Below are 24,142 nucleotides of genomic sequence, written 5' to 3'. Positions count from 1 at the left end.
ACTTACGGAGGTATTCCATGCTAGCGCCCAGGATCCCGGCGGCGGAAGACCCGCGGTGCACGGAATTAGCCGAGATCGTGAAAGAATGGCAGGCATGGCAGCACAGGTGAACCCCCCGCGCGGCATGCGCGACTTCCTCCCCACCGATAAGGCCCGACGCGAGCACGCGCTCAGCGTTATCAAGGGCGTGTATCGAGCCCACGGCTTCGACGAGATCGAAACGCCCGTGATGGAAGACTGGGCGCGCCTGCACGCCGGCCTTGGTGGCGACAACGAGAAGCTCAGCTTCTCGATCATGAAGCGCGCCATCAAGCCTGAAGCGCTCGCCGCAGCCGCAGAGGCTGGCGACCCCGATCAGCTCGCTGATCTTGGCATGCGCTTCGACCTCACTGTCCCGCTCACGCGTTTCTACGCGAGCCACCGTGCTGAGCTTCCCCCGGTGTTCCGCTCGATCCAGATCGCTCCGGTCTGGCGTGCAGAGCGCCCGCAGAAGGGTCGCTACCGGCAGTTCGTGCAGGCAGACATCGACATCATCGGTGAGGCAGGTCAGCTCGCAGAGATTGAACTCGTGACCGCAACCTCGCAGGCGCTCGCTGCGCTCGGTCTTGAAGGCTGCATCATCCGTGTGAATGATCGCCGCATCCTGTTCGGTCTGCTCGAGTTCTGTGGATTCCCGGCAGAGACGCACGATCGCGCACTCATCACGATCGACAAGCTCGACAAGATCGGCGCCACTGGCGTTGTCGAAGAGCTTCGCGAGATTGATGCAGCCGCTGCAGATCGCATCGGCGCGGTGCTGTCCGCAGTCGAGCCTGCGCTTGAGGGCGATGGTATTGCACTTTCGCGATCCGCCATCGAAGCCGTGCTTCCCGGTGTCGCAGCCAACGAACGTGCAGCATCAGGCATCGACAACCTTGCTGATCTGGGCGATGCGCTCGCTGGCGGCTTGCCTGCCGGTGTCGAGGTTCGCTTCGACCCGACACTCGTGCGCGGCATGGGCTACTACACCGGCACCATCTTCGAGGTCGCACACCCTGGCTCCGGCAGCTCGGTCGGTGGCGGCGGTCGCTACGACGGTATGGTTGGCCGCTTCCTCGGCCAGGACGTGCCGGCGGTTGGTTTCTCGATCGGCTTTGAGCGCGTGGTAGATCTCATCTCGCTGCCCGAGCCGGTTGGTCCTGAGGCGCTCGTGCTCGTCTACGACGCAGACGTGGTGTTTGCAGACCTGGTCTCGCTCAAGCGCGAGCTCGTCGCACGCGGTCACCGTGTGCGTCTTGAGAAGCGACAGAAGAACATGAAGACGCTGCTCGCGCGGGTTGTTGAAGAGGGCTTCGCGAGCATGGCAAACGTGCGCCAAGGCGTCACGAATGTCGACGAACTCGAGATCCGCTCACTCGGCGAGTAACGACTTCTCGCGAGACACCGTAAACTGTTTCCCGTGGGCCTACGCCCGCACATACTTTCCGTATCGCTCAGCACATCTGGGCGATGCACCCCACGCACCGGCACACATTACGAGGAGTACATGGTGGCATACATCGACGCAGTGATTGCGCGCGAGATTCTGGATTCGCGCGGCAACCCGACTGTTGAGGTTGAGGTTGGTCTCACCGACGATTCGGTCGGCCGCGCAGCGGTTCCGTCCGGCGCATCGACCGGTGCGTTCGAAGCATACGAACTGCGCGATGGCGACAAGGATCGCTACCTTGGCAAGGGTGTACTCAAGGCTGTTGACGCAGTATTCGAGGAGCTTTCGCCCGCAGTTGAGGGCATCCCCGCTGACGATCAGCGTCTCGTTGATGCAGCGCTCATGGAGGCAGACGGCACCGACAACAAGAGCCGCGTTGGCGCAAACGCCATCCTCGGTGTCAGCCTTGCAGTGGCACACGCTGCAGCTGACTCGGCACAGCTCCCGCTGTACCGCTACCTCGGTGGCCCGACCGCTTGCACCCTCCCCGTCCCCATGATGAACATCATCAACGGTGGCGCACACGCTGACACCGGCGTTGACATCCAGGAGTTCATGGCAGTGCCCCTCGGCGCTGAGAGCTTCTCGGAAGGCCTGCGCTGGGGCGTTGAGGTGTACCACTCGCTCAAGGCACTGCTGAAGGAGAAGGGCCTGAACACCGCACTCGGTGACGAGGGTGGCTTCGCTCCCGATCTCCCCAGCAACGCGATCGCGCTTGACCTCATCCTCGAGGCAATCAAGCGTGCAGGCTTCGAGCCTGGCCGTGACATCGCACTCGCGCTCGACGTTGCATCGACCGAGTTCTACGCAGATGGCGTCTACACCTTTGAGGGCAAGACCCGCACCGCGGCTGAGATGTCGGCGTACTACGCAGACCTCATGGCAAACTACCCCCTCGTCTCCATCGAGGACCCCCTGGCTGAGGACGACTGGGAGGGCTGGAAGACCCTCACCGACGATCTCGGTGACAAGGTGCAGCTCGTTGGCGATGATCTCTTCGTCACCAACCCCGCACGTCTTGCAGAGGGCATCGAAAAGGGCACCGCAAACTCGATCCTCGTGAAGGTCAACCAGATCGGTACCCTCACCGAAACCTTCGACGCAGTGCAGATGGCGCAGCGCGCTGGCTACACCGCTGTGATGTCGCACCGTTCGGGTGAGACCGAAGACGTGACGATTGCTGACCTCGCGGTCGCAACCGACTGCGGCCAGATCAAGACCGGTGCACCGGCTCGTTCGGACCGTGTTGCAAAGTACAACCAGCTCCTTCGCATCGAAGAAGAGCTCGGCGACGCAGCTCGTTACGCAGGCCGCGCGGCATTCCCGCGTTTCCAGGCGTAAGTAGCGCTAGATAAGGGCGAGCACGGTGAAGCGCTGGACCGCAGATTTTTCGGCTTGGGTGTCGAGTCTGCGTGTGAGCGGTGTCACCGTGCTCGCCGTTGTTGTCTTGGTGCTTGGCGCGTTGATGCTGAGCCCGAACATTTCGACGTTTGTGCAGCAGCAGCGAGAACTCTCACAGCTGCGTACAAGTGTTGAGGAGCACCGCGCAGCTGTCGAGGAGATCGACGCTGAGCGTGCACGCTGGAAGGACCCGGCGTACGTCCGTTCGCAGGCGCGAGACCGCCTGCTGTATGTGATGCCGGGGGAGACCCAGCTGAGCGTGATCGATGACGTGCTCATCCCCGCAGAGTCAGACGAAGAAACCGAGTCGACGCTCACGGAAACCGAGACGAACTGGGCGCGCGAATTCGGCGCCACGTTCCTCATCGCAGGCATGTCTGAGCACCCAGACAAGGCCGCTGCTGCTGAAGAAGCTCCCGCTGCAGAAGTGCCAGCCGCAGAAACCCCCGCCGAGTAAGGTCGCGCGCCTTACCCGACGCACCCGCGAACCTCGGTTCGCCCAAAGATTTTGAGACACAGGAGAAGCCACATGCCTCGCCCCCCTTACGAAGCTCCCACCGCTGAAGAAATCGCGATCGTCAGCGAGCAGCTCGGCCGCGAGGCACGTGGCGTTGTCGGAATCGCTGCACGTACGGCAGACGGCACGCCCGCTGTCGTTGCGACCTCGCCGCGCCTGCCTGATGGCTCGCCGTTCCCGACCTTCTACTACCTGTGCCACCCAGAGATCGTTGCGGCTGCATCGCGCCTCGAAGCTGCTGGCGTGATGAACGAGTACAACGAGATGCTTGCAGATGACGAGGAGCTGCGCGCTGCGTACCAGCGTGCGCACGAGCAGTTCGTGGCGGATCGCGACAGCATCGGTGAAGTTCCCGAAATCGCAGGCATCAGCTCCGGCGGTATGCCCGTTCGTGTGAAGTGCTTGCACGCACTGATGGGTCACGCGCTCGCTGCTGGCCCCGGTGTTAACCCCATCGGTGATCTCGCTCTTGAACGCTCGGGTATCTCGCACTAACACGCGATCGAATTCCCGCCGCAATAATTGCGGAAACGACTGTATCCGGGTATTAATTTCGCAGAATCGTCCGTTTTCCCCAGTAATTCTGAGGAATACGCTCCTCTGTGTATTTTTCCGGGTACAGTTGAATGTGTTGGGCGTATTATTGCGCCCGCTTCGTCTGGATAAATTGCCCGCGTGAGAGCGCGGGTGTGAACGTGCTCACAGCATCAAGGAGACTGCTTCGTGTCGAAGAAGATTCTGATCGTTGGCGGTGGCTACGCCGGTTTTTACACTGCATGGAAGCTCGAAGGGCTTCTGCGCGCCGGTGAAGCTGAGGTCGCGATTGTCGATCCGCTGCCGTACATGGCATACCTGCCCTTCCTCCCCGAGGTAGCGGCTGGTTCGATCGAGCCGCGTCACGCGGTTGTCGCTCGCCGTCGTCACCTGAAGAAGACTCAGGAAATCGCGGGCAAGGTTACTGCAATCTCGCACGCAACGAAGACCGCAACGATCACCCCGAACATCGGTGAAGCGTACGACTTCGAGTACGACGAGATCGTCATCACCACCGGTTCGGTGTCGCGTACCTTCCCGATCCCGGGCATCGCTGACAACGCAATCGGCATGAAGACCATCGAAGAGGCTGTCTACGTTCGCGACCGCATGGTTCGCAACTTCAACCTCGCAGCTCAGCTTCCCAAGGACTCGGCAGAGCGCGCACGCCTCCTGACCGTCACCGTCGTTGGCGGCGGTTTCGCTGGCATCGAGAGCGTTTCGGAGCTTCGCTCGTTCGCAACCTCGCTGCTGCGTCGTTTCCCCGAGATCTCGTTCGACGAGACCAAGTTCCACCTCGTTGAGGCAATGGGCCGCATCATGCCCGAGGTCACCGAGAAGCTTGCTGACTGGGTAGTCCAGGACCAGACCCGTCGCGGTGTTGACATTCACCTCAACACGCAGCTCCAGTCGGCTGAGGGCGGCCACATGCAGCTCTCGACCGGTGAGAACTACGAGTCGGACCTCATCGTCTGGACCGCAGGCGTCATGCCCCGTCCGTTCCTCCGCGGCACCGATCTTCCCATCGGCGCACGTGGTCACGTCATCGGCAGCCCCACCCTTCAGGTCACCACCGAAGAGGGCGAGATTGTCGCAGGCGCATGGACCGCAGGCGATACCTCGCAGACCCCCGACATCTCGTCGACCCCTGGCCCCGGCGGCTTCTGCGTTCCGAACGCACAGCACGCAGTTCGCCAGGGTCGCCTGCTCGCGAAGAACATCGTTGCTTCGCTCCGCGGCGAGGGCGTACGTGAGTACAACCACAAGAACGCTGGCGCAGTTGCAGGCCTCGGCATGAACACTGGCGTGTTCAAGTCGGGTGGCAACTTCGCAATGAAGGGCTACTTCGCGTGGCTCGCACACCGCTTCTACCACGGCCTCGCAATCCCGACCTGGGAGCGCAAGTGGCGTGTATTCGGTGGCTGGATCAGCCACTTCTTCCTCGGCCGTGACATCGTTTCGCTCGATGCTACGCAGGAGCCCCGTGCGATCTTCGAGGAGTTCGCAAGCCGCCCCAAGCCCGCTGCTGAGTAAGTAGTACGCCATGATGACCAGTCCGATGGTGATCGGTCATCGTGGCGCCCCCGGCTACCGCCCTGAGCACACTGAGTCATCGTATCGACTCGCCTGTGAGCTCGGGGCGGACGCCGTTGAACCAGACGTCGTCGCGACCAGCGACGGCGTCTTGGTCGTTCGCCACGAGAACGAGATCTCTGGCACCACCGATGTTGCGTCGCACCCTGAATTCGGTGACCGGAAGCGCACCAAGACCGTTGACGGTGTGCGCCTCACTGGTTGGTTTACCGAAGACTTCACCTGGGACGAGCTGCGTACGCTCCGCTGTACCGAACGGTTGCCGCGAGTGCGCTCGGCAAACCGCCGCTTCGACGGCACTGAACCACTGCTCCGGTTGCGAGATGTGTTCCGCATCGTCGATCAGGAGAGCTCTCGTCGGGGCCGATACGTCGACCTCGTGATTGAGATCAAGCACGCTGCGTACTTCCGTACCCTTGGTTACGACCTCGGAGCGCTCGTGCGCGCCGAGCTTACGGCGACCGGGTGGGCGGATCGTCTCCACCGCGTCACCGTCGAATGCTTCGAGTTGGGCGTGCTGCGTGAGCTCGCTGATCTTCGCGCTCAGGGCGCCAAGCTCGTGTTCCTCGCCGAAGCCAAGGGGACCCCCGCGGATGATCCGCATGGGAAGCCGTTCCGGTGGTACTCCTCCAACCGTGGGTTGCGGCACCTGCGTCAGCACGTCGATGGCATCAGCCTCGACAAGCGGGCGCTCCTCCAGCGTGCCGCCTTCGGCCGTGTGCGCGTGAGTTCGGTGGTGCGCCGTGCACACCGGAAGGGCCTGCTCGTCTTCACTTGGACGTTGCGGCCTGAAAACCGCTATCTGCACCGTCGCTTCACTGGCCGCGGCGGTCAGACAGCTCGGGGGCAGTGGGCGCGCGAGTATCGCCTGCTCATGCGGTCAGGGATTGATGGCGTGTTCGCCGATCATCCTGACCTCGCACTCGCTGTGCGCGAGTCGATTACTCGCTAGCGCTCATCTCACCCGCGAGGTTCACCGGCATGAGCGTCTTCACCTCAGCCGCGGCATAGCCTGCGTCAATGAGATAGCCCAGCTTCGCGACGGCAGCCTCGACCGTGAGGTCACCACCGTCGATGACGCCTGCGTTCGCAAGCTCGGAACCCACCGCATACCTACCGAGCCGCGCTGATCCTTGCGCGCACTGCGTGATCGCGACGACCGGCATCTCGTCTGTAATGGCGCGGATCGCGTCCCGCATGCCGGGGCGTGACGTCGGTGCGTTGCCCGCGCCGTAGCACTCAAGTACGAGCGCTGCCGGATCCGCGCTCACTGCCGCGGTGAGATCAGCCGGGGTGACCGCGGGCGTGAAGCGGTACGTTAGCACGCGGGCTGCCTCGCGGCCGTCGGCCTCTGGCCGGAGCGGAGGAACGCCAGCAGTGTTGGGATCGAGAGCGCGCTCTGCACGGAAGGCCTTGAACGCGTCAGCGTCTGCCTTCGTCGCGCGCACCGCTGGAAGAATCTCACCACCAAATGCGATGGTGACCGGCGCGTGACGGCCCGCTTTTGCAGCGACGCGGATCGCGAGACGTAAGTTGTCAGCAGCGTCAGTATCGTCTGCCGCATGGGGCAGCTGGCTGCCCGTCAGGACCACCGGGGTGCCGAGGTCAGAGAGCTCGAATGCGAGTCGTGATGCGGTGTAGGCGAGCGTGTCGGTGCCGTGGGTCACGACAACTCCGCGCGGCTTCATCGCGCCGACACGGGCACGAACTGCGCGCGCGATTTTTGGCGCGGTCTCGGCATCGGCGTTTGCGCTGTCGATGGCCGGCTGCAGATGATTGATGCGGATCTGAATGCCGAGCGGAGACGCAATTTCGCGCGCAAGATCTTCGAGGATCTCAGGGAAATCTGGATCGGGTGCGAGGCCAGAAGCGGTCTCCCGCATTCCGATCGTTCCGCCGGTGGCAAAGATCAGAATTGTCGGAGGTTCTTCAGGCGCGATGTGCATGCCCCCTATTCTCTCGCATTCGGGCCGGTTCGGGAGGGGTGTGTTGACTCCCTCCAACCCAATGTCAGTGGTCCCGCCTAAACTGAGAACCACAATGAGTGAATTTGAGCTGCTTGATCCGTCCGGTCTGCCGTTTGGCTCTTCTGCTGGTCAGGGGGCGAGTGCAGGCGGTGATGCGCTGCTTGACGGGTTGAACCCCGAGCAAAAGCGCGCGGTCATCGCGCGCGGCCCCGCCCTGCTCATCGTTGCGGGCGCTGGCTCGGGCAAGACGCGAGTGCTCACGCACCGCATCGCGCACCTTATTCGCGAGCGCGAAGCGTGGCCGAGCCAGATTCTCGCAATCACGTTCACAAACAAGGCGGCCGCCGAGATGCGCGAGCGCATTGAGTCCTTGCTCGGCGAGGGCGCGCAGGGCATGTGGGTCTCGACGTTCCACTCGGCATGCGTGCGTATCTTGCGGCGCGAGGCAGAGCACTTCGGGTATGTTTCTGGCTTCACCATTTACGACTCTGCAGATTCGCGCGCACTGCTCAAGCGCATCATTAAAGAGCTCGACGCAGACACCTACGGTTTCACGCCCGCAAACGCTGGCTCGAAGATTTCGCGACTGAAGAACGAGCTGTCTGACGCTCGCGCGTACGGCGCAACGGTGAACATGAGTGATCCGCGCGATCGAATTTTCACCGAGATCTTTACGGCCTACGAGAACGAGCTGCGCAAGGCGAATGCGTTCGACTTTGATGATCTCATTGGGCAGACGGTGCAGCTGTTCCGATCGCACCCTGAGATTGCTGCGATCTATCAGCGCCGCTTCCGGCACATTCTCGTTGACGAGTACCAAGATACAAACCACGCGCAGTACTCGCTCATCCGCGAGCTTACGAAGCCGGTCTCGCCCGAACTCGTGCAGCGCCTGGCGCCGCCTGCGCGCGCAGCAGAGGTCGATGGCAGCGGCCAGATCCCCGCGGCAAGCCTCACCGTCGTTGGTGATTCTGATCAGTCGATCTACGCCTTCCGTGGTGCAGACATTCGGAACATCGTCGAGTTCGAACGCGACTATCTTGGCGCAGAGGTCGTCAAGCTTGAGCAGAACTACCGCTCGACTCAGAACATCCTCTCGGCCGCAAACGCGGTCATCGGCAATAACTTCGACCGGCAAGAGAAGCGCCTCTGGACCGCAGAGGGCGATGGCCCGAAGATTATCGGTTTTACCGGGTACTCGCAGCACGACGAGGCCCGCTTCGTTGCCGATGAGATTGAGACGCTCCGCGGCGATGGCCACGCGTACGGCGACATCGCTGTCTTCTACCGCACGAACTCACAGACCCGTGCGTTGGAGGAGCTGTTCATTCGTTCTGCGATCCCGTATCGCATCCTCGGCGGCACGAAGTTCTACGAGCGCGCTGAGATTAAAGACGCGATGGCCTACCTGACGACCGTCGCGAACCCGTATGACCCGATCGCGTGGTCGCGCATGCTCGGCGCACCAAAGCGCGGTATCGGTCCGATGGCTGAGGCGCACCTCGCAAACTTCCAGGAAGACAATGGGCTGAACTTCCATGAGGCGATGCAGCACGCCGACGAGGTACCTGGCCTTGGCCCAAAGCTGCGTGGCACGATTCTGGCGCTCGCCGAACTGTTGCAGCGCGCTACGCGCATGGCGCTCGGTGGCGGGGCTACCGATAACCCAGAAGAAGAAGCGAAGCCCGCTCCCGTCGGCGACGTTCTCAAGCTCATCCTTGATGAGACGCAGATGATCGAGAAGCTACGTGCGAAGCGTGATCCGCAAGATGACGCGCGTGCAGAGAACCTGGAAGAGCTCATTGCCGTTGCGCGTGAGTTCGATGTTCAGCAGCCGGGTGCGGGGCTCCTAGCGTTCCTCACGGAAGTGAGTCTCGTGGCGGCTGCCGACGACCTTGACGATCAGAGTGGCACAGTTTCCCTCATGACGCTGCACACGGCGAAGGGCCTCGAATTCCCCGCAGTGTTCATCACCGGCGTGGAAGAAGGCCTGCTCCCGCACCAAATGTCGGTTGACGAGGTGGGCGGCATTAATGAAGAGCGTCGACTGATGTATGTCGGTATTACTCGTGCCCGAAAGCAGCTCTACATCACGCTGGCGTCGACTCGTGCGACCTTCGGTGACATCGCGGTGGCGATGCCCTCACGCTTCCTGCAAGAGATCCCTGAGGGGCTCATCGAGTGGCGCCAGTCGCCAGGAGAAGTGACCGGTCGTGGTGGTACTGAATCCCGTGCGCTGAACGCGCCGCGCGCCGCTGGCGGTGCTGCAGGATGGAGCCGATCCCGGAACGCAGACTCGAATGTTTCCTTCGGCCAGAACGGCCGTGGCGGTGCGGGTGCAGCCGCGATTTCTGAGCCAGCGAGCGGAAATATGCAGTCAGCGCTCGACAAATGGCGTGAGCGAAAAGCGCAGGCGAAGGCTGCGCAGGAGGCTGGCGGCGGGTTCCCGAATATGATCGGTGGCTCGAGCCATGACAACGGCGATCTCGTGCTTGAAATTGGCGATCGCGTCAAGCACGCGAAGTACGGTGAAGGCCGCGTTGTGAGCATGAGCGGCACCGGGTCAAAGCGCATCGCGCACGTCGATTTTCCAACGGTTGGCGAGAAAAAACTCCTCGTCAAACTCGCGCCGATCGAGAAGTTGTAGGTTTCATTTAAGTATGTGATCTGCGGGTTCATCGCTGCTAGGCTGGCCGAAGTCGAGCCTTTCGACGTCGAAGCAATGACGCCTCGAAAAGCTGTTTTTCGAACGACCTAAGGACAGTTACGTGGATCTGTATGAGTACCAGGCACGAGACCTCTTTGAGCGATATGGGGTGCCGGTACTTGCCGGTATTGTCGCCGACACCGCTGAGGAGGCTCGTGCTGCTGCTGAAAAGCTTGGCGGCGTTGTCGTCGTCAAGGCCCAGGTGAAGATCGGTGGCCGCGGTAAGGCCGGTGGCGTGAAGGTCGCACGCACCCCTGACGAAGCGTATGAGGCGGCTCAGGCCATCCTCGGCCTCGATATCAAGGGCCATCGAGTAGACCGCGTCATGGTGGCTGCTGGTGCAGACCTCGTTGAAGAGTACTACTTCTCGGTGCTGCTCGACCGCGCAAACCGGTCATACCTCGCGCTGTGCAGCGTTGAGGGTGGCATGGAAATCGAACAGCTCGCAGAGACGAAGCCGGAGGCGCTCGCTCGCGTCGAGGTATGTCCCGTTGACGGTATCAACGAGGCAAAGGCACTCGAGATCGCGCGCGCAGCAAACTTCCCTGAAGAACTCGTACCGCAGGTCGCGCAGGTGTTCGAGAAGCTCTACGCCGTGTACTCCGGCGAAGACGCAACCCTTGTTGAGGTCAATCCGCTCGTTCGCACAAGAGCTGGCGACATCATCGCGCTTGATGGCAAGGTGTCCATCGATGAGAACGCAGATTTCCGTCAGCCAGACCACGCTGGGTACGTCGACAAAGCCGCTGAGAACCCGCTCGAGTGCAAGGCAAAAGAACTCGAACTGAACTACGTCAAGCTTGACGGTGAAGTCGGCGTTATCGGTAACGGCGCTGGTCTCGTCATGTCGACGCTCGACGTCGTCGCGTACGCAGGCGAGCACCACGGCAACGTGAAACCGGCGAACTTCCTCGATATCGGCGGCGGAGCATCGGCAGAGGTCATGGCGAACGGCCTTGACGTCATCCTTGGCGACCCGCAGGTTCGTTCGGTGTTCGTCAACGTGTTCGGCGGCATTACCGCGTGCGATGCCGTTGCGAACGGCATCGTGGGCGCCCTCGAGAAGCTCGGTGACTCAGCGAACAAGCCGCTCGTGGTTCGTCTCGACGGAAACAACGTCGAAGAAGGCCGGCGCATTCTCAATGAAGCACATCACCCGCTGGTGATTCAGGCAGCGACGATGGACGAGGGCGCAGCAAAGGCTGCAGAGCTCGCCAATGCGGCCGACCTGGCCACCGCTCGCTGATCCGCCGACGAACGCACCGAAAGAGGCAACATCATGTCGATTTTTCTGAACAAAGATTCAAAGGTCATCGTCCAGGGCATCACCGGCGGCGAAGGCACGAAGCATGCGGCGCGCATGCTCAAGGCAGGCACCAACATTGTCGGCGGCGTCAACGCGCGTAAGGCTGGCACGACGGTGAAGCACACCTACGCAGAAGGCTGCGAGATTGAGCTCCAGGTCTACGGCACCGTCGCCGAAGCGATGGCCGAGACGGGTGCCGATGTTTCGGTCGCGTTTGTGCCGCCAGCGTTTATGCGCGAGGCAGCGATTGAGGCGATCGATGCGGGCATTGGCATGCTCGTGATCATCACTGAGGGAGTGCCGATTAAAGACACGGCTGAGCTCTGGGCGCATGCCAAGGCGACGGGGAGCAAGACGAAGATCATCGGCCCGAACTGCCCCGGCGTGATTACTCCTGGGGAGTCCCTCGCTGGCATTATCCCGGCAACGATTACGGGCAAGGGACCGATCGGCCTCGTCTCGAAGTCGGGCACGCTCACCTATCAGATGATGTACGAACTGCGTGATCTTGGGTTCTCGACCGCGATCGGCATCGGCGGCGATCCGATCATTGGTACGACCCACATTGACGCGCTCGCGGCGTTCGAGGCTGACCCTGAGACGGAAGCGATCGTGATGATCGGCGAGATTGGCGGCGATGCGGAAGAACGTGCCGCAGAATTCATCAAGGCCAATGTGACAAAGCCTGTCGTTGGGTACGTTGCCGGCTTCACCGCTCCCGAGGGCAAGACCATGGGGCACGCGGGCGCGATTGTCTCGGGCTCACGTGGCACCGCGCAGGCCAAGAAAGAGGCGCTGGAAGCGGCTGGCGTCAAGGTAGGCAAGACACCAACCGAAACCGCAGACCTGCTTCGCGAGGTGTTTGCAGCGGTCTCCCGCTAGTCACTTCTGATGCAGTGTGAGCCCGGGTTCTTTCATGAGCACCCGGGCTCACACGGTTTTTCGCGGCGCGTATCAGCTGTGATGTCAGAGGCCGCGGATAGACTCAACGCACAATGATGAGAAGCATCCTGACGGCCGTGGTTTCGGCGATCGAGGCATGTGCCGTAGGGCTTGCCGCGTTCGTCGTTATTGTTTTGGGCGCGCTCCTGGTCTGGTGGCAGGCGTTTGACCTCGCCGCAGATCCCGGTGTCGTCTTCGAAGGAGCCGCTTCGCTGTGGTCTCTTGCGTTCTTCGTGCCGCTTGGCTTTGACGTGCCGATTGAAACCATGGCTGCTCTTGGGCTTCCGCATGAGGCGCTTAAGGTCGTCTTCTCTATCGCGCCCCTTGGCGTCACACTTGGCGTTGTCGCGTTGGCAATTCGTGCTGGTTGGCGCTGGGCCGGTCGTGGCCTCGAAGCGGGTCTGGGCGGCATCGTGGGTAGCGGTCTCGGCATCGGAGTGTTTGCGACGGTCATGGCGCAGTTCTCGGTGAGCTCAATGTGGCCGATGGCCGGGCGTATCCTCATGCCAGTCGTCGTGTACCTCGGCAGTGTCGCGGTTGGTTCGCTCGCCTACGTGCTGACAAATCGCCCAGCGACGTGGCAGGCAATACTCCGTCGCACCGAGAAGCAGCTTGCAGAATTCAACGTGCCCAACGCGGCATCGTTCGGTGCGCGGTTCAACGAAACGATCTTCATCTCTGCGTTACTCTTTGTCGGCTTCGCCGGCCTCGCGGCCTGTGGCGTTGGCATCTCGCTCTTTGGTCAGTTTGCCGAGGCTATTGCAATCACCCAGGGGCTGCAGCTCGACGGCTGGGGCGTTGTGAGTATCTGGATCGCAGAGCTCCTGTACCTGCCGGTCGCTTGGATCTGGGGCGGCGCTTGGCTGACGGGGGCGAGTGTCGACCTCGGCGGTGGCGGCTTCTCTGCGTTTGGTAGCCCTGATGCGCTGCTCCCTGCGTTCCCGCTGTTCGCTGCGCTGCCCGAGGGCTGGGGCGCGCTTGGGCTGCTTGTGCCGCTCTGCGTGGTACTCCTCGGCGTCCTCGCTGGGCACGCGATCACCCGCCGTTTCGAGGACCGCTCACCGCTCTCGCTGCTTGGCCCCGTACTCAGCGCGTCTGTGCTGGTCGGCCTGGCGTGGGTACTGCTCTCGGTCATGGCTGCGGGCTCGCTTGGTCCAGGCACCCTCGCTCATGCCGGCCCGAACGGCTGGGCTGTGGGCGGGCTGCTTGCCGGCGAACTCGCGTTCGGTAGCGTCATTGGGCTCTATACGGCACAGGCTGGCGCTGGCCTCCTCAGCGGCCGAACTGACTCGCAGCACCAACACGCGCACCTGGGTGCCGCACTCACTGATGCAGATAGTGAAGGCGCGACGTTGCAGGCAGCGCGCGCAGAACGCAGCCGCACCCCCTGGTGGACGCTCGGTGATCGGGCGGGCCAGCCTGAGACCGGGCCGATTACGACCGAGCCCGGCGGTCTTCCTGCCGGCAACGCTGGTGAATACGCCGGCGCCGATGCCGACGCAGCCACCGGTGAGGACGCCGTGACTGCAGCGATCACGGATGTGGTCGCCGATGAGGCGCTGACAACGGCGGGTACAGCAGACCAGGCCGACGCACGAGCCACCGTGGTAGCTGGCGCCGAAGTCACTGACCCCGAAATGCGCGATACGGGTGATCTGCCAGCGCCGATCTCGCTGAGCGCATTCGCAGAGCGGCAAGCTGCCGAAGCTGCAGCAGAAGAAGCCGCAGCGGCCGAAGCCGCGTTCGCTGACATGGAATACCACGACAGCGGTGCGACGGCTCCGGGTGACGGTCACTACGAGACCGAGTCTCTCGCTACCGAAGACTTTGGCACCTCGTTCTTCGGCGGGGGAGACGATAACGCTGAGGCGTCAGCAGACCTTGAAGTGACAGATGAACCGCGCGAGACGCCACTCTATGACCGAGAAGCTGAGGCCCGCGCCGAGGCCGCTGCAGCAGCCGAACGTGAACTCGAGCGTCAGCGTGCAGCCGCAGGCCCCGCGCAAGCTGTCGCAGAGGAGGAAGCTGCGCTCGCCGCATACTCGTGGGACAGCGAGCCGGATGCGCCACAGCCCGACGAGGGATCTCATCGGGGTTGGCGGAAGGGTCCAAAGAGGCGCTAGGGTAAGAGGCGTTATCCACGGGAATCCCGACGCGCGGGGTTGAGAGGAAGCACGCGAGCTTCGACCGTTCAACCTGATCTGGTTCATACCAGCGGAGGAAGGAAGCCATAGCTATGCGCGCCTACAACCCCATCGTTCGTCGCTCGCTCACCGCATCAGTTGCGGCGCTCGCACTGATGTCACTCAGCGCCTGCTCAAGCGCACCCGACGCGAAGAGCAACGACGTCACCATCATCGTGCACGACAGCTTCGTTGACGGCCCTGAGTTTGAGGCGGCTGCGAGTGAAGCGACCGGCTACAACGTCAAGGTCGTCACTGCTGGCGATGGTGGCGAGCTCACCAACAAGCTGGTCCTCACCAAGAATGCGCCTATCGCTGACGCGTTCTTCGGCGTCGACAACACCTTCGCATCGCGCCTCGTCGAGAACGAGGTCGTCGATGCCTACGAGCCACAGGACATGCCCGCCTCAGCAGTGCAGTATGCGCTCGCGACCGATGGTGCTCCCGCCGGTAACGCAGACCGCCAGTTCGCGATGGTCGGTATCGACCGTGGCGCGACCTGCATGAACATCGACCCCGCCTGGTTTGCCGAGAAGCAGCTCGCAGAGCCAGTCACCTTCGAAGACCTCGCGAAGCCCGAGTACCAGGGCCTCACCGTGCTCATCGATCCGTTGTCGTCGTCGACCGGCGCATCGTTCCTCGCAGGTACGGTCGCAGCATTTGGTGAGGACGGCTACAACGCCTACTGGCAGAGCCTCGTCGACAATGACGCGCGCGTCGCGCAGGGCTGGGATGAGGCATACTACGGACAGTTCACTCAGGGCGGCGAAGGCACGTACCCGATTGTGTTGTCGTACAGCTCGTCACCCGCTTGGACCGTCTCTGAGGACGGCGAATCGACGACGACCAAGGCGCTCCTCGAGACCTGCTCCACCCAAGTCGAGTACGCGGGCGTGCTGAACGGCGCCGCGAACAAGGCGGGCGCTGAGGCAGTCGTTGACTACCTGCTGTCGTTCGAATTCCAGCAGCAGATTCCAGACGCAATGTACATGTACCCGGTCGATGAGACTGTCGAGATGCCTGAGGCGTGGGCGTCCTTCGCGCCGATGCCAACGGCTGAGCAGTCGCACGACCTGCTCCCCGCCGAGATCAAGGCTGGCCGCGAGACCTGGCTGAAGCAGATCAGCGCAACGCTCGGCCTGTGACCAGGAGTCCCTGGCGAGTTGCGGGGTGGGCGATCGCGGTTGCGATCCCGCTCGCCTTCCTCGCACTCTTCTTCCTCTGGCCGGTCGTCGCACTCATCGCGACGGGCCTGGTCGAGGATGGTCGGGTATCGCTCGCTGCGTTCGGTGACGCGGCGGCGGATCCGCGCACCTGGCGCGTACTCGGCAACACCCTCGGGCAGGCCGGGAGCGCTACCGCGATCGCGCTACTGCTCGGCTTGCCGGCAGCGTACGTGCTGTACCGCTTGGAGTTCCGCGGCCGTGGGCTCCTGCGTGGGTTCCTTACGGTGCCGTTTGTCCTCCCGACCGTCGTCGTCGGCATCGCGTTCACTTCGCTTTTCGGACCGGGCGGATCGCTCAACTGGCTCGGCCTCGACGGATCGTTCCTTGCGATCGTCCTCGCGCTCGTGTTCTTTAACATCACCGTCGTCGCGCGGACCGTCGGTGGCTTCTGGTCGCAGCTCGACACCCGCAGCGCCGAGGCCGCCCGCATGCTCGGCGCGAGCCCAGCACGCGCGTTTGTGACGATCACGTTGCCTGCGCTTGCGCCAGCGATTGCATCGGCTGCGGCGCTCGTGTTCCTCTTCTGTGCGACCTCGTTCGGTGTCGTCCTCATTCTCGGTGGACGCGAGTTCGCAAACATCGAGACCGAGATCTACCGGCTCACGGTGCAGTTCCTCGACCTGCGCGGAGCCGCCGTCCTCTCAATTACCCAATTCGTCATCATCGTGCTGGTGCTGTGGGTTTCGGCACGCTTGAAGCGCGCGGGCAGCCGCGCGGGCGAGCAATCGGCGAGCATCCGGCGCGAGCGGGCAGCTGCACGCAGGGCGCGGATCACCGACCTCCCCGTCATCCTCATCTTTGCGGCGACCGTGCTCTTCGTGCATCTCGCGCCGCTCCTGTCGCTGCTGCTGCGCTCACTGCGCGCACCAGACGGGAGCTGGAGCTTCGCGGGGTATGTGTCGCTCGTAAAGCCACACGAGACCTCGCCATTGCGGGGGAGCGTCTTTGATGCGATGGGGCTGTCGATCGGGATCGCGCTCATCGCGACCGCGATCGCGGTGCTGCTTGGTTCGCTCGTCGCGCTTGTGCTCTCGCGCAAGCCGCGTGCGGCCGGGCTCAAGCGGGCGATCTCGCTGTACGACGGAGCGATGATGCTCCCACTCGGCATCTCAGCTGTAACGCTTGGGTTTGGCCTGCTGCTCACGATGCACCGGCCGCTCGGCATCGGCATCGACCTGCGCACGTCGACCGTGCTCATCCCGATCGCGCAGGCGCTTGTCGCGCTGCCGCTCGTGGTGCGCACCATTTTGCCGGTGCTCAACAGCATCGATCAGCGCACGCGCGAGGCAGCAATGATGCTTGGTGCGACGCCGATGCACGTGCTTCGCACGATTGATGTGCCGTTACTTGGGCGATCCGCCGGACTTGCCGTTGGTTTCGCGTTTGCCGCATCGCTCGGTGAGTTTGGTGCGACGTCATTCCTCGTGCGTCCGGATGCCCAGACACTTCCCGTCGCGATTGCTGCCCTCGCATCGCACCCGGACCCCGCGAGCTACGCGTCGGCGCTCGCGGCCGCGGTTGTGCTCGGCGTGGTGACCGCAACGATCATGCTCCTCGCGGAGCGCATGAGATTTGATACTGTCGCCGCAGGCGGAACAGGAGGCGAGTGGTGATGCACCAACCGCACAACAGCAACACCGGCCTCGCGGTCGAACACGTCACCGTGGGCTATTCCCGCGATGTCGACGTGGTGAGCAACGCTTCGTTCACTGTGCCCGAGGGCGAAGTCATCGCGTTGCTTGGCGCGTCTGGCAGCGGCAAGTCGACCCTCCTGCGCGCGATCGCCGGGCTCGAACCCGTTCGTTCCGGGCGGATCACCTGGCACGACACCGACCTCGCCGAGGTCGCCCCGCACAAGCGCGGCTTTGGTCTCGTCTTCCAGGACGGCCAGCTGTTCACCCACCGCACGGTCGCAGAGAACGTCGCCTACGGCCTGCGTGTGCAGCGCATGCCAAAGGAAGCGCGCGAGGCGCGCGTCACCGAGCTGCTCGAACTCGTTGGCCTGCCAGACACCCATGCCCGCCGGGTGACCGAGCTGTCGGGCGGCGAGCGACAGCGGATCGCGCTCGCACGTTCCCTTGCCCCGAAACCGGGGCTCCTGCTGCTCGACGAGCCACTCTCAGCGCTCGATCGCGAACTGCGTGAGCGGCTGGCGACTGACCTGGCTGCGATGCTCCGTGCGACGCACACGACCGCGATTCTCGTCACCCACGACGAGAGCGAGGCTGACGTGATTGCCGACCGCGTGCTCCGCGTGCGCGCTGGCGCCGTCACCGAAGCGGCACCCGAGGCTGGCACTTCGGCAGCAGGGGAGCTGGCGTGAGCCACGGGCAGGCCGTGAGTGCCGCGGTAGCCGATCGGGTGCTGCGATCCGCGCACCACTCCGTGAACGCCGGAGTGATCTTCATCGATGGTCATTCGGGCGCAGGTAAGACGACGCTTGCTCGCGACCTGCGCGACGAATTCGCGACGCGCACGGGCGTCACGCCGCAGATCGTGAGTATGGACGAGTTGTATCCGGGCTGGGACGGCCTCGCAGCGGGCAGCGCGAGCGTCGCCGAGGTGATCACCGACGGCGCATATCAGCGCTACGATTGGCACACTGCCGCGTTTACGGAAACTCGGCAGCTCGCGACCGACCGCCTCGTGATCGTTGAAGGGTGCGGATCCATCACCCCCCACGCCATCGCCGCCGCAGCGGCTCGCGGCTGGGCGTATGCGCTGTGGCTCGCGCTCCCACAGGCGACCCGCAAGCATCGCGCGCTTGCCCGCGACGGTGAGATGTTCGCTCCGCACTGGGACGACTGGGCCGCACAGGAAGCAGCGCTCTTCGCCCGCACACAGCCGCTCGCAGCCGCCAACGAAGTAATCCATCCCGCGTGACCGGATGCGTGCGAGCAAATGCACTGCGACCACACAGGGCGCGGATCGCCCTAAGCCACACAAGGTAGACTGTTCCCGTGCTGAAAATCGCCGTGCTTATCTCTGGAAGTGGCAGTAACCTCAAGTCACTCATCGACGCCACCAATGATCCCGCGTACCCCGTGCAGATCGTGTGCGTCGGTGCAGACACCGATGCCGCTGGCCTGGCCTACGCGGCAGAAGCAGGGATTCCGAACTTCATCGTTCGTCCTGCCGACTTTGCGAGCCGCGCAGACTGGGGCACCGCGTTTGCTCAGGCGATCCGCGCCCACGATGCAGACCTCGTGGTGAGCGCAGGGCTCATGCGCATCCTGCCAGCGAACTTCGTCAACGAGTTCTCGCCGGCGCTCATCAACACGCACCCCGCACTGCTTCCGCTGTACCCGGGTGCGCACGCGGTGCGTGACGCGCTTGCCGCTGGTGCGACCGAGACCGGCGTCACCGTGCACATCATCGACGAAGGCGTCGACACTGGCCCCGTGCTGCGACAGGCAGCCGTGCAGATCGCTCCCGGCGAGATCGAAGTCGATCTCCACGAGCGCATCAAGCAGGTCGAACGACCACTGCTTGCCGACACCATTCGTGCAATCGCGGAGGGCGAGATTCGCCTTGCCGAGGTTGCAGCAGCCCACTAGACGCCCGTCACCGACCGTAAGGAATCACATGGCAGTTCAGAGCCAGGACCCGAGCCTCTACGAACACCGCGACCGCATTGAGGTGCGCCGCGCGCTCATCTCGGTGAGCGACAAGACCCGCCTCACCGAGCTCGCAGCAGCACTCAACGACGCTGGCGTTGAGATTGTTTCGACCGGTTCGACCGCGTCGACGATCCGCGACACCGGCATCCCCGTGACCGACGTCAAGGACGTCACCGGCTTCGCCGAGGCACTCGACGGCCGCGTGAAGACCCTGCACCCCGCTGTGCACTCGGGCCTGCTCGCTGACCTCCGTCTCGCGGATCACCGCAACCAGATGGAAGAGCTCGGCTTCAAGCCGTTCGAGCTCGTCATCGTGAACCTCTACCCGTTCGAGCAGACCGTCGCTGCAGGCAAGCCCGCAGCTGACGTCATCGAGAACGTCGACATCGGAGGCCCCGCAATGGTTCGCGCAACCGCGAAGAACCACGCGAACGCAGCCATCGTTGTCTCGCCGACCCGCTACGACGAGGTCATCGCAGCAGTCAAGGAGGGTGGCACCACCCTCGAGCTGCGTCGCTCGCTCGCAACCGAGGCGTTCATCCACACCGCAAACTACGACGGCGCGGTTGCGAACTGGTTCCTCGAGCAGGAAGAAGCCGGCTGGAACGCTGACGCTTCAGCCGCAGCAGCTGCTGACTTCATCGACGAAGAGGGCGAAGAGTCGCTCGACGCAATCTTCGAGTTCGACGAAGAGACCGGCGCAAAGGGCACCGTTGGCTTCGAGGTATTTGGCCTCCGCGAGTCGGTACTCCGCTACGGCGAGAACAGTCACCAGCGTGCAGCACTCTTCGCAGAGCACGACGGTGTTGGCATTGCACAGGCAACCCAGCTGCACGGCAAGCCCATGTCGTATAACAACTACGTTGACGCAGACGCAGCGCTTCGCGCAGCATACGATCACGAGCTGCCCGCAGTAGCGATCATCAAGCACGCGAACCCCTGTGGCATCGCGGTCTCGACTGAGGGCATCGCTGCGGCACACAAGCTTGCACACGAGTGCGACTCGGTATCGGCGTTCGGTGGCGTTATCGCTGCGAACCGCACTGTCACCAAGGAGATGGCAGAGACCGTTTCGGGTATCTTCACCGAGGTCGTCATCGCACCGGGCTTCGAGCCCGAGGCGCTTGCGATCCTCACCAAGAAGCCGAGCATCCGCCTGCTGGCGCTGCCCGCAGACTTCTCGCAGAACCCCCTCGAGATGCGCCAGGTTTCGGGCGGCTTCCTGCTGCAGGATGCTGACCGTGACTTCAAGCCCGCATCGGACTGGGAGCTCGCAACCGGCGACGCAGTCGACGCTGCAACGCTCGCTGAACTCGAGTTCGCATGGCGCGCATGCCGCGCAGTGAAGTCGAACGGCATCCTCCTCGCACAGGCTGGCGCATCGGTCGGCGTTGGCATGGGCCAGGTCAACCGCGTTGACTCGTGCCGCCTCGCAGTCGAGCGCGCAGGCGAGCGTGCCAAGGGCTCGGTTGCAGCTTCGGATGCGTTCTTCCCGTTCGCTGACGGTCTCCAGGTACTCATCGACGCGGGCGTTCGCGCGGTCGTACAGCCCGGTGGCTCGGTTCGCGACGAAGAGGTCATCGCTGCTGCGAAGGCAGCTGGCATCACCATGTACTTCACGGGTGAGCGTCACTTCTTCCACTAAGCCATGGGCTGGTGCTGAGCGCTAGCACTCAGGAATGAGGCGGTCGTCGGGGTTTCCCGGCGGCCGCCTTTGTGTGTGGCTTGTGCGTGGGCGTGCTGCGTGCGTATCACGGCTCGAGTGCATGACCACAGCAGCTACTCAGGGGTTCGGGAGGAACCCCATGCAATTTGGACATACGATGTGAGTATGGAAATTATCAGGGACATCCTTCTCGTCCTGCACATCATTGCGTTCGCTGGCGTTGTTGCTGGCACTGTTGGCCAGCTCCCCAAGGTCAAGGAAGGCACCGCTCGTATCAGCGGCGGCATCCTCCACAGCAGCCTGCTGCTCCTCATCACCGGTCTTGGTCTCGTCGGCATGTTCTATGCACGTGATCTCGAGCCGAACAACGCGAAGATCGGCGTGAAGACCCTCGTGCTTCTCGCGATCATCGTTGTGACGCTCATCAATAAGAAGAAGGAAAAGGTTTCGGGCGCCGTCATCGGCACCATCCTTGGCCTCGCTGTGGTCAACGTTGCACTGGCGGTTGCCTGGTAACCACGCACGAAATGTGCGCCGCTTGCTGGCGCGAGCAGCGCACTATCGCACCAATGCGCTGAGGGCCTGTTCTGGAGAAATCCGGGACAGGCCCTCACGCGTGTGTGGGGTGTGGCGCTGCGATCCGCCGCCATGCTCTTCCCGTATATATGCGATCTGCGCTACATCTGCGAAAAATAGGCGCAAACAGCATATTGACGGCCGATCGCATATGGACGGCAAGACCGGGGCGAACGCACCCCAGGAACTTACTGGCGCTCGAGCGAGCCCACCTCATTCAGCTGATCGTCAACGAAGACGAGCTTGCCGTCCTTCACGATGGCCGAGAGGTCAGGGGTGTTCGACAGCCAGGTGTCTACGCCCTCGCAGTACATGCGAGTCGACATCATGTCCTCGAGGGTGATGGTGCCGTCGTCGTGGAGCGTGTATTCGCCCGAGACGCGATTGCAGCCGTCGGTCCCCTGATAGGTGCCGGTGCCGCCTGACGCCTTCGCAATCTCGAGGCCCGGTGTGCCCTCACCCTCGGGGGTGCCCCAGGTGCCAGACACGTCAGTGGCGCTCGCCGAGCACGCGGTAAGCGTGAGGAGCGCAGTAGCACTTGCCGCGAGTGCGAGAGTGGTGAGCTTACGGTTCATCATGACTCAGAGCCTAGCTCGCCCACCCTCGCCTGCGCAGTAGTTCAGTGCGAATTAGTTGCAGATCCCCAGCGAGTGCAAAGAACTCGCGAGGGGGAGCGCGAGTTATGCGTTCGTTGACTTCGGCTGCTGCTGGGTGATGCAGTGAATGCCGCCGCCGCGTTCGAACAGCGGGCGGGCATCGATACCGATGACCTCGCGGCCTGGGTAGACCTCACGCAGTACGCCAAGTGCCTGGTCGTCAGCGGGATCGCCGAACGAGCACGCGAGCACGGCGCCGTTGATGACGACGTGGTTGATGTAGCTGTAGTCAACCCAGCCCTCTGCGTCCTTGAGTGTCGAGGGCGCGGGAAGATCGATGATTTCGAATCCTGCTGAGGTGTCGTCGCGGTACTTCTCCGCAGCGAGTCGGTTTGCCTGCGCGATGAGGTGGTCGGGGTGGTTCGCCGAATCCTGACGGTGCATGAGCAGTGCGTCGGGTGTGGTGAATGCCGCGAGGATGTCAGAGTGACCGCGGGTGCCGAAGGTGTCGTGGTCGCGGGTCAGGCCGCGGGGGAGCCACAGTGCCGACGTGGTGCCGATCGTGCGGTTGAGCTCCGCCTCGACCTGGGCCTTCGTGTAGCCGGGGTTGCGGTGCGGGTCGAGCTGGACGGTTTCGGTAAGTACGACGCGTCCGGTGCCATCGACCTGGATGCCGCCGCCCTCATTCACCATCTCAGAGTTGATGAGTTCTGCGCCTGCTGCCTCCGCGACGATGCGGCCGATGTGCTGGTCCTTGTCCCATTCGGCCCAATCCTGGGCACCCCAGCCGTTGAACACAAAGTTCACTGCGCCGAGCTTGCCGTTCTCGTCGAGCACGAAGCTCGGTCCGATGTCGCGCATCCATGCGTCGTTCAGCGGAGCTGCGAGCAGCGTGATCTGCGAAGACAGGTGCTTCTTCGCGATTGCGCTGTCTGACGGGTCAACAATGACCGTGACATTCTGGAACTCGCTTGCCGCGTTTGCGACTGCGGCCCACGTTGCGCGTGCTTCATCAGCTTCGACTTCGGTCTCACCGAGCGTGTATCCACTCGAGGGCCATGCCAACCAGAGGCGTTCCTGTTCGTTCCCTTCGATGGGCATCTTCCAGGTAGTCATGTGGTGTTCTCCTTGGAGTCTCGCGGCGCCACCTCAAAGTAGGCAAGCAGGCCGCTGAAAGACAGTGTAGTCATTCCAAAACGAATGTGATTCGAATGTGGCTGACGTGATGTACGAATTTCACGTTAGATTTCTCTAAACATCTACGTCATAATCTTTTATGCACGATGTGTGCGCGGTTTTCATAGACGAAACCTCATCCGCCAATGACGATGGAGAAATAGCGTGACGAAGAATGTTGCCGTTGAAGAAGTTTTTGCTCGCATCCCTGCTGCTGGTGAGCTAGGGGCGCCACTGGGAATCTCAACGACCGGGCCAACGCAGACCTGGCTTGAAGAGTTCACTTCAGATGCCGAGAAGGGGGTGCATACCGGTTTCTGGCGCTGCGATCCGGGAGTTTCTGAGTGGAACTTCGTTGACATGGGTGAGGTCATTCATGTGCTCTCCGGTTCCATGGTGGTCACGGAAGTGGGCGGTGAGCCTGTTGCTCTTGGTCCCGGTGACGTTGCATCATTCCCGGTGGGCTGGCGTGGAACGTGGGAGATTACTGAGCCGCTCGAGAAGTTCTACGTAATGCTCTAGTGAGTGCTGAGTGGAAAGCCGGGAGCCAACGTGCGTTGGTTCCCGGCTTTTCTGTGTCAATTCGGCGCGAGATTCATGCACAAATGCATGATTATTTGCGACCGTGACCGGATCGTATCCCAATTCTCTAACTCATCACTAG

General features: G+C 62.8%; 21 protein-coding genes and 1 riboswitch. Of the genes, 18 read left to right on the top strand and 3 right to left on the bottom strand.

Annotated elements, in window-relative coordinates:
• Positions 1-94: 94 nt before the first annotated feature.
• From hisS to ICM05_RS00560, 6 genes are all read left to right on the top strand, one after another.
• The gene (hisS, locus tag ICM05_RS00585) at positions 95-1,405 is read left to right on the top strand and encodes a histidine--tRNA ligase (protein WP_188022621.1); all 1,311 of its coding nucleotides are present in this window, start codon (positions 95-97) and stop codon (positions 1,403-1,405) included.
• 123 nt (positions 1,406-1,528) lie between these two features.
• Positions 1,529-2,809: a phosphopyruvate hydratase gene (eno, locus tag ICM05_RS00580; protein WP_215401724.1), complete on the top strand. Its 1,281-nt coding sequence runs from the start codon at positions 1,529-1,531 to the stop codon at positions 2,807-2,809.
• 25 nt (positions 2,810-2,834) lie between these two features.
• Positions 2,835-3,326, top strand: coding sequence for a septum formation initiator family protein (locus ICM05_RS00575; protein ID WP_188022619.1), 492 nt, complete (start codon positions 2,835-2,837; stop codon positions 3,324-3,326).
• 72 nt (positions 3,327-3,398) lie between these two features.
• Positions 3,399-3,881 carry a DUF501 domain-containing protein gene (locus ICM05_RS00570; RefSeq protein ID WP_188022618.1) on the top strand — a complete coding sequence of 161 codons (483 nt, stop codon included), beginning with the start codon at positions 3,399-3,401 and terminating at the stop codon, positions 3,879-3,881.
• Between the two features lie 228 nt (positions 3,882-4,109).
• Positions 4,110-5,453: an FAD-dependent oxidoreductase gene (locus tag ICM05_RS00565; RefSeq protein ID WP_188022617.1), complete on the top strand. Its 1,344-nt coding sequence runs from the start codon at positions 4,110-4,112 to the stop codon at positions 5,451-5,453.
• 10 nt (positions 5,454-5,463) lie between these two features.
• On the top strand, positions 5,464-6,465 hold the full coding sequence (locus ICM05_RS00560; protein ID WP_188022616.1) for a glycerophosphodiester phosphodiesterase family protein: 1,002 nt from the start codon (positions 5,464-5,466) through the stop codon (positions 6,463-6,465).
• Here the strand turns inward: ICM05_RS00560 and ICM05_RS00555 are convergent.
• Positions 6,455-7,459, bottom strand: a complete 1,005-nt coding sequence (locus ICM05_RS00555) for an asparaginase domain-containing protein (RefSeq protein WP_188022615.1) — start codon at positions 7,457-7,459, stop codon at positions 6,455-6,457. The two genes, ICM05_RS00560 and ICM05_RS00555, sit on opposite strands and share 11 nt — an antisense overlap.
• A gap of 94 nt (positions 7,460-7,553) precedes the next feature.
• On the opposite strand from ICM05_RS00555, the gene ICM05_RS00550 reads away from it, so the two are divergent.
• From ICM05_RS00550 to ICM05_RS00500, 11 genes are all read left to right on the top strand, one after another.
• Entirely contained in the window at positions 7,554-10,127 is a 2,574-nt protein-coding gene (locus ICM05_RS00550; RefSeq protein ID WP_188022614.1) for an ATP-dependent helicase, read from the top strand.
• A gap of 121 nt (positions 10,128-10,248) precedes the next feature.
• Positions 10,249-11,433: an ADP-forming succinate--CoA ligase subunit beta gene (sucC, locus tag ICM05_RS00545; protein ID WP_188022613.1), complete on the top strand. Its 1,185-nt coding sequence runs from the start codon at positions 10,249-10,251 to the stop codon at positions 11,431-11,433.
• A gap of 33 nt (positions 11,434-11,466) precedes the next feature.
• Complete coding sequence (sucD, locus tag ICM05_RS00540; protein ID WP_188022612.1) at positions 11,467-12,375, top strand: succinate--CoA ligase subunit alpha; 909 nt, start codon at positions 11,467-11,469, stop codon at positions 12,373-12,375.
• Between the two features lie 113 nt (positions 12,376-12,488).
• Positions 12,489-14,558 carry a DUF6350 family protein gene (locus tag ICM05_RS00535; RefSeq protein ID WP_188022611.1) on the top strand — a complete coding sequence of 690 codons (2,070 nt, stop codon included), beginning with the start codon at positions 12,489-12,491 and terminating at the stop codon, positions 14,556-14,558.
• 7 nt (positions 14,559-14,565) lie between these two features.
• Positions 14,566-14,675, top strand: a riboswitch (TPP riboswitch).
• Complete coding sequence (locus tag ICM05_RS00530; protein WP_188022610.1) at positions 14,672-15,763, top strand: thiamine ABC transporter substrate binding subunit; 1,092 nt, start codon at positions 14,672-14,674, stop codon at positions 15,761-15,763. It overlaps the preceding riboswitch by 4 nt.
• Positions 15,760-17,457: an iron ABC transporter permease gene (locus ICM05_RS00525; RefSeq protein ID WP_353055774.1), complete on the top strand. Its 1,698-nt coding sequence runs from the start codon at positions 15,760-15,762 to the stop codon at positions 17,455-17,457. Before ICM05_RS00530 ends, ICM05_RS00525 begins: the two co-directional genes overlap by 4 nt.
• Positions 17,457-18,167, top strand: a complete 711-nt coding sequence (locus ICM05_RS00520; protein WP_188022609.1) for an ABC transporter ATP-binding protein — start codon at positions 17,457-17,459, stop codon at positions 18,165-18,167. Before ICM05_RS00525 ends, ICM05_RS00520 begins: the two co-directional genes overlap by 1 nt.
• The gene (locus ICM05_RS00515; protein WP_353055773.1) at positions 18,164-18,727 is read left to right on the top strand and encodes a hypothetical protein; all 564 of its coding nucleotides are present in this window, start codon (positions 18,164-18,166) and stop codon (positions 18,725-18,727) included. Before ICM05_RS00520 ends, ICM05_RS00515 begins: the two co-directional genes overlap by 4 nt.
• 77 nt (positions 18,728-18,804) lie before the next feature.
• A complete protein-coding gene (purN, locus tag ICM05_RS00510; protein ID WP_188022608.1) occupies positions 18,805-19,401 on the top strand; it encodes a phosphoribosylglycinamide formyltransferase in 597 nt (198 codons plus the stop codon).
• A gap of 28 nt (positions 19,402-19,429) precedes the next feature.
• Positions 19,430-21,109, top strand: coding sequence for a bifunctional phosphoribosylaminoimidazolecarboxamide formyltransferase/IMP cyclohydrolase (gene purH / locus ICM05_RS00505; protein ID WP_188022607.1), 1,680 nt, complete (start codon positions 19,430-19,432; stop codon positions 21,107-21,109).
• Between the two features lie 186 nt (positions 21,110-21,295).
• The gene (locus tag ICM05_RS00500) at positions 21,296-21,646 is read left to right on the top strand and encodes a hypothetical protein (protein ID WP_188022606.1); all 351 of its coding nucleotides are present in this window, start codon (positions 21,296-21,298) and stop codon (positions 21,644-21,646) included.
• A gap of 248 nt (positions 21,647-21,894) precedes the next feature.
• Here ICM05_RS00500 and ICM05_RS00495 read toward each other — a convergent pair whose 3' ends face one another.
• Complete coding sequence (locus ICM05_RS00495) at positions 21,895-22,284, bottom strand: META domain-containing protein (protein WP_188022605.1); 390 nt, start codon at positions 22,282-22,284, stop codon at positions 21,895-21,897.
• 102 nt (positions 22,285-22,386) lie between these two features.
• Complete coding sequence (locus ICM05_RS00490) at positions 22,387-23,418, bottom strand: agmatine/peptidylarginine deiminase (protein ID WP_188022604.1); 1,032 nt, start codon at positions 23,416-23,418, stop codon at positions 22,387-22,389.
• Between the two features lie 225 nt (positions 23,419-23,643).
• On the opposite strand from ICM05_RS00490, the gene ICM05_RS12575 reads away from it, so the two are divergent.
• Entirely contained in the window at positions 23,644-24,000 is a 357-nt protein-coding gene (locus tag ICM05_RS12575) for a cupin domain-containing protein (protein WP_215401713.1), read from the top strand.
• The last annotated feature ends 142 nt before the right edge of the window (positions 24,001-24,142 follow it).

Origin of the sequence: Leucobacter sp. cx-42 (assembly GCF_014529985.1) — a bacterium.
In the GTDB taxonomy this organism is placed as follows: domain Bacteria; phylum Actinomycetota; class Actinomycetes; order Actinomycetales; family Microbacteriaceae; genus Leucobacter.
Note: the sequence above shows the minus strand (reverse complement) of the source record. Positions and strands in the feature narration are given on the sequence as shown.

Bases quoted from the DNA above. Each gene is read 5' to 3' on its own strand.
- ICM05_RS00490 (WP_188022604.1), bottom strand. From the start codon at position 23,418: ATGACTACCTGGAAGATGCCCATCGAAGGGAACGAACAGGAACGCCTC.
- ICM05_RS00535 (WP_188022611.1), top strand. From the start codon at position 12,489: ATGATGAGAAGCATCCTGACGGCCGTGGTTTCGGCGATCGAGGCATGT.
- purH (WP_188022607.1), top strand. From the start codon at position 19,430: ATGGCAGTTCAGAGCCAGGACCCGAGCCTCTACGAACACCGCGACCGC.
- ICM05_RS00530 (WP_188022610.1), top strand. From the start codon at position 14,672: ATGCGCGCCTACAACCCCATCGTTCGTCGCTCGCTCACCGCATCAGTT.
- ICM05_RS00495 (WP_188022605.1), bottom strand. From the start codon at position 22,284: ATGATGAACCGTAAGCTCACCACTCTCGCACTCGCGGCAAGTGCTACT.
- ICM05_RS00560 (WP_188022616.1), top strand. From the start codon at position 5,464: ATGATGACCAGTCCGATGGTGATCGGTCATCGTGGCGCCCCCGGCTAC.
- ICM05_RS00500 (WP_188022606.1), top strand. From the start codon at position 21,296: ATGGAAATTATCAGGGACATCCTTCTCGTCCTGCACATCATTGCGTTC.
- ICM05_RS00570 (WP_188022618.1), top strand. From the start codon at position 3,399: ATGCCTCGCCCCCCTTACGAAGCTCCCACCGCTGAAGAAATCGCGATC.
- hisS (WP_188022621.1), top strand. From the start codon at position 95: ATGGCAGCACAGGTGAACCCCCCGCGCGGCATGCGCGACTTCCTCCCC.
- ICM05_RS00555 (WP_188022615.1), bottom strand. From the start codon at position 7,459: ATGCACATCGCGCCTGAAGAACCTCCGACAATTCTGATCTTTGCCACC.
- ICM05_RS00520 (WP_188022609.1), top strand. From the start codon at position 17,457: ATGCACCAACCGCACAACAGCAACACCGGCCTCGCGGTCGAACACGTC.
- ICM05_RS00550 (WP_188022614.1), top strand. From the start codon at position 7,554: ATGAGTGAATTTGAGCTGCTTGATCCGTCCGGTCTGCCGTTTGGCTCT.
- sucD (WP_188022612.1), top strand. From the start codon at position 11,467: ATGTCGATTTTTCTGAACAAAGATTCAAAGGTCATCGTCCAGGGCATC.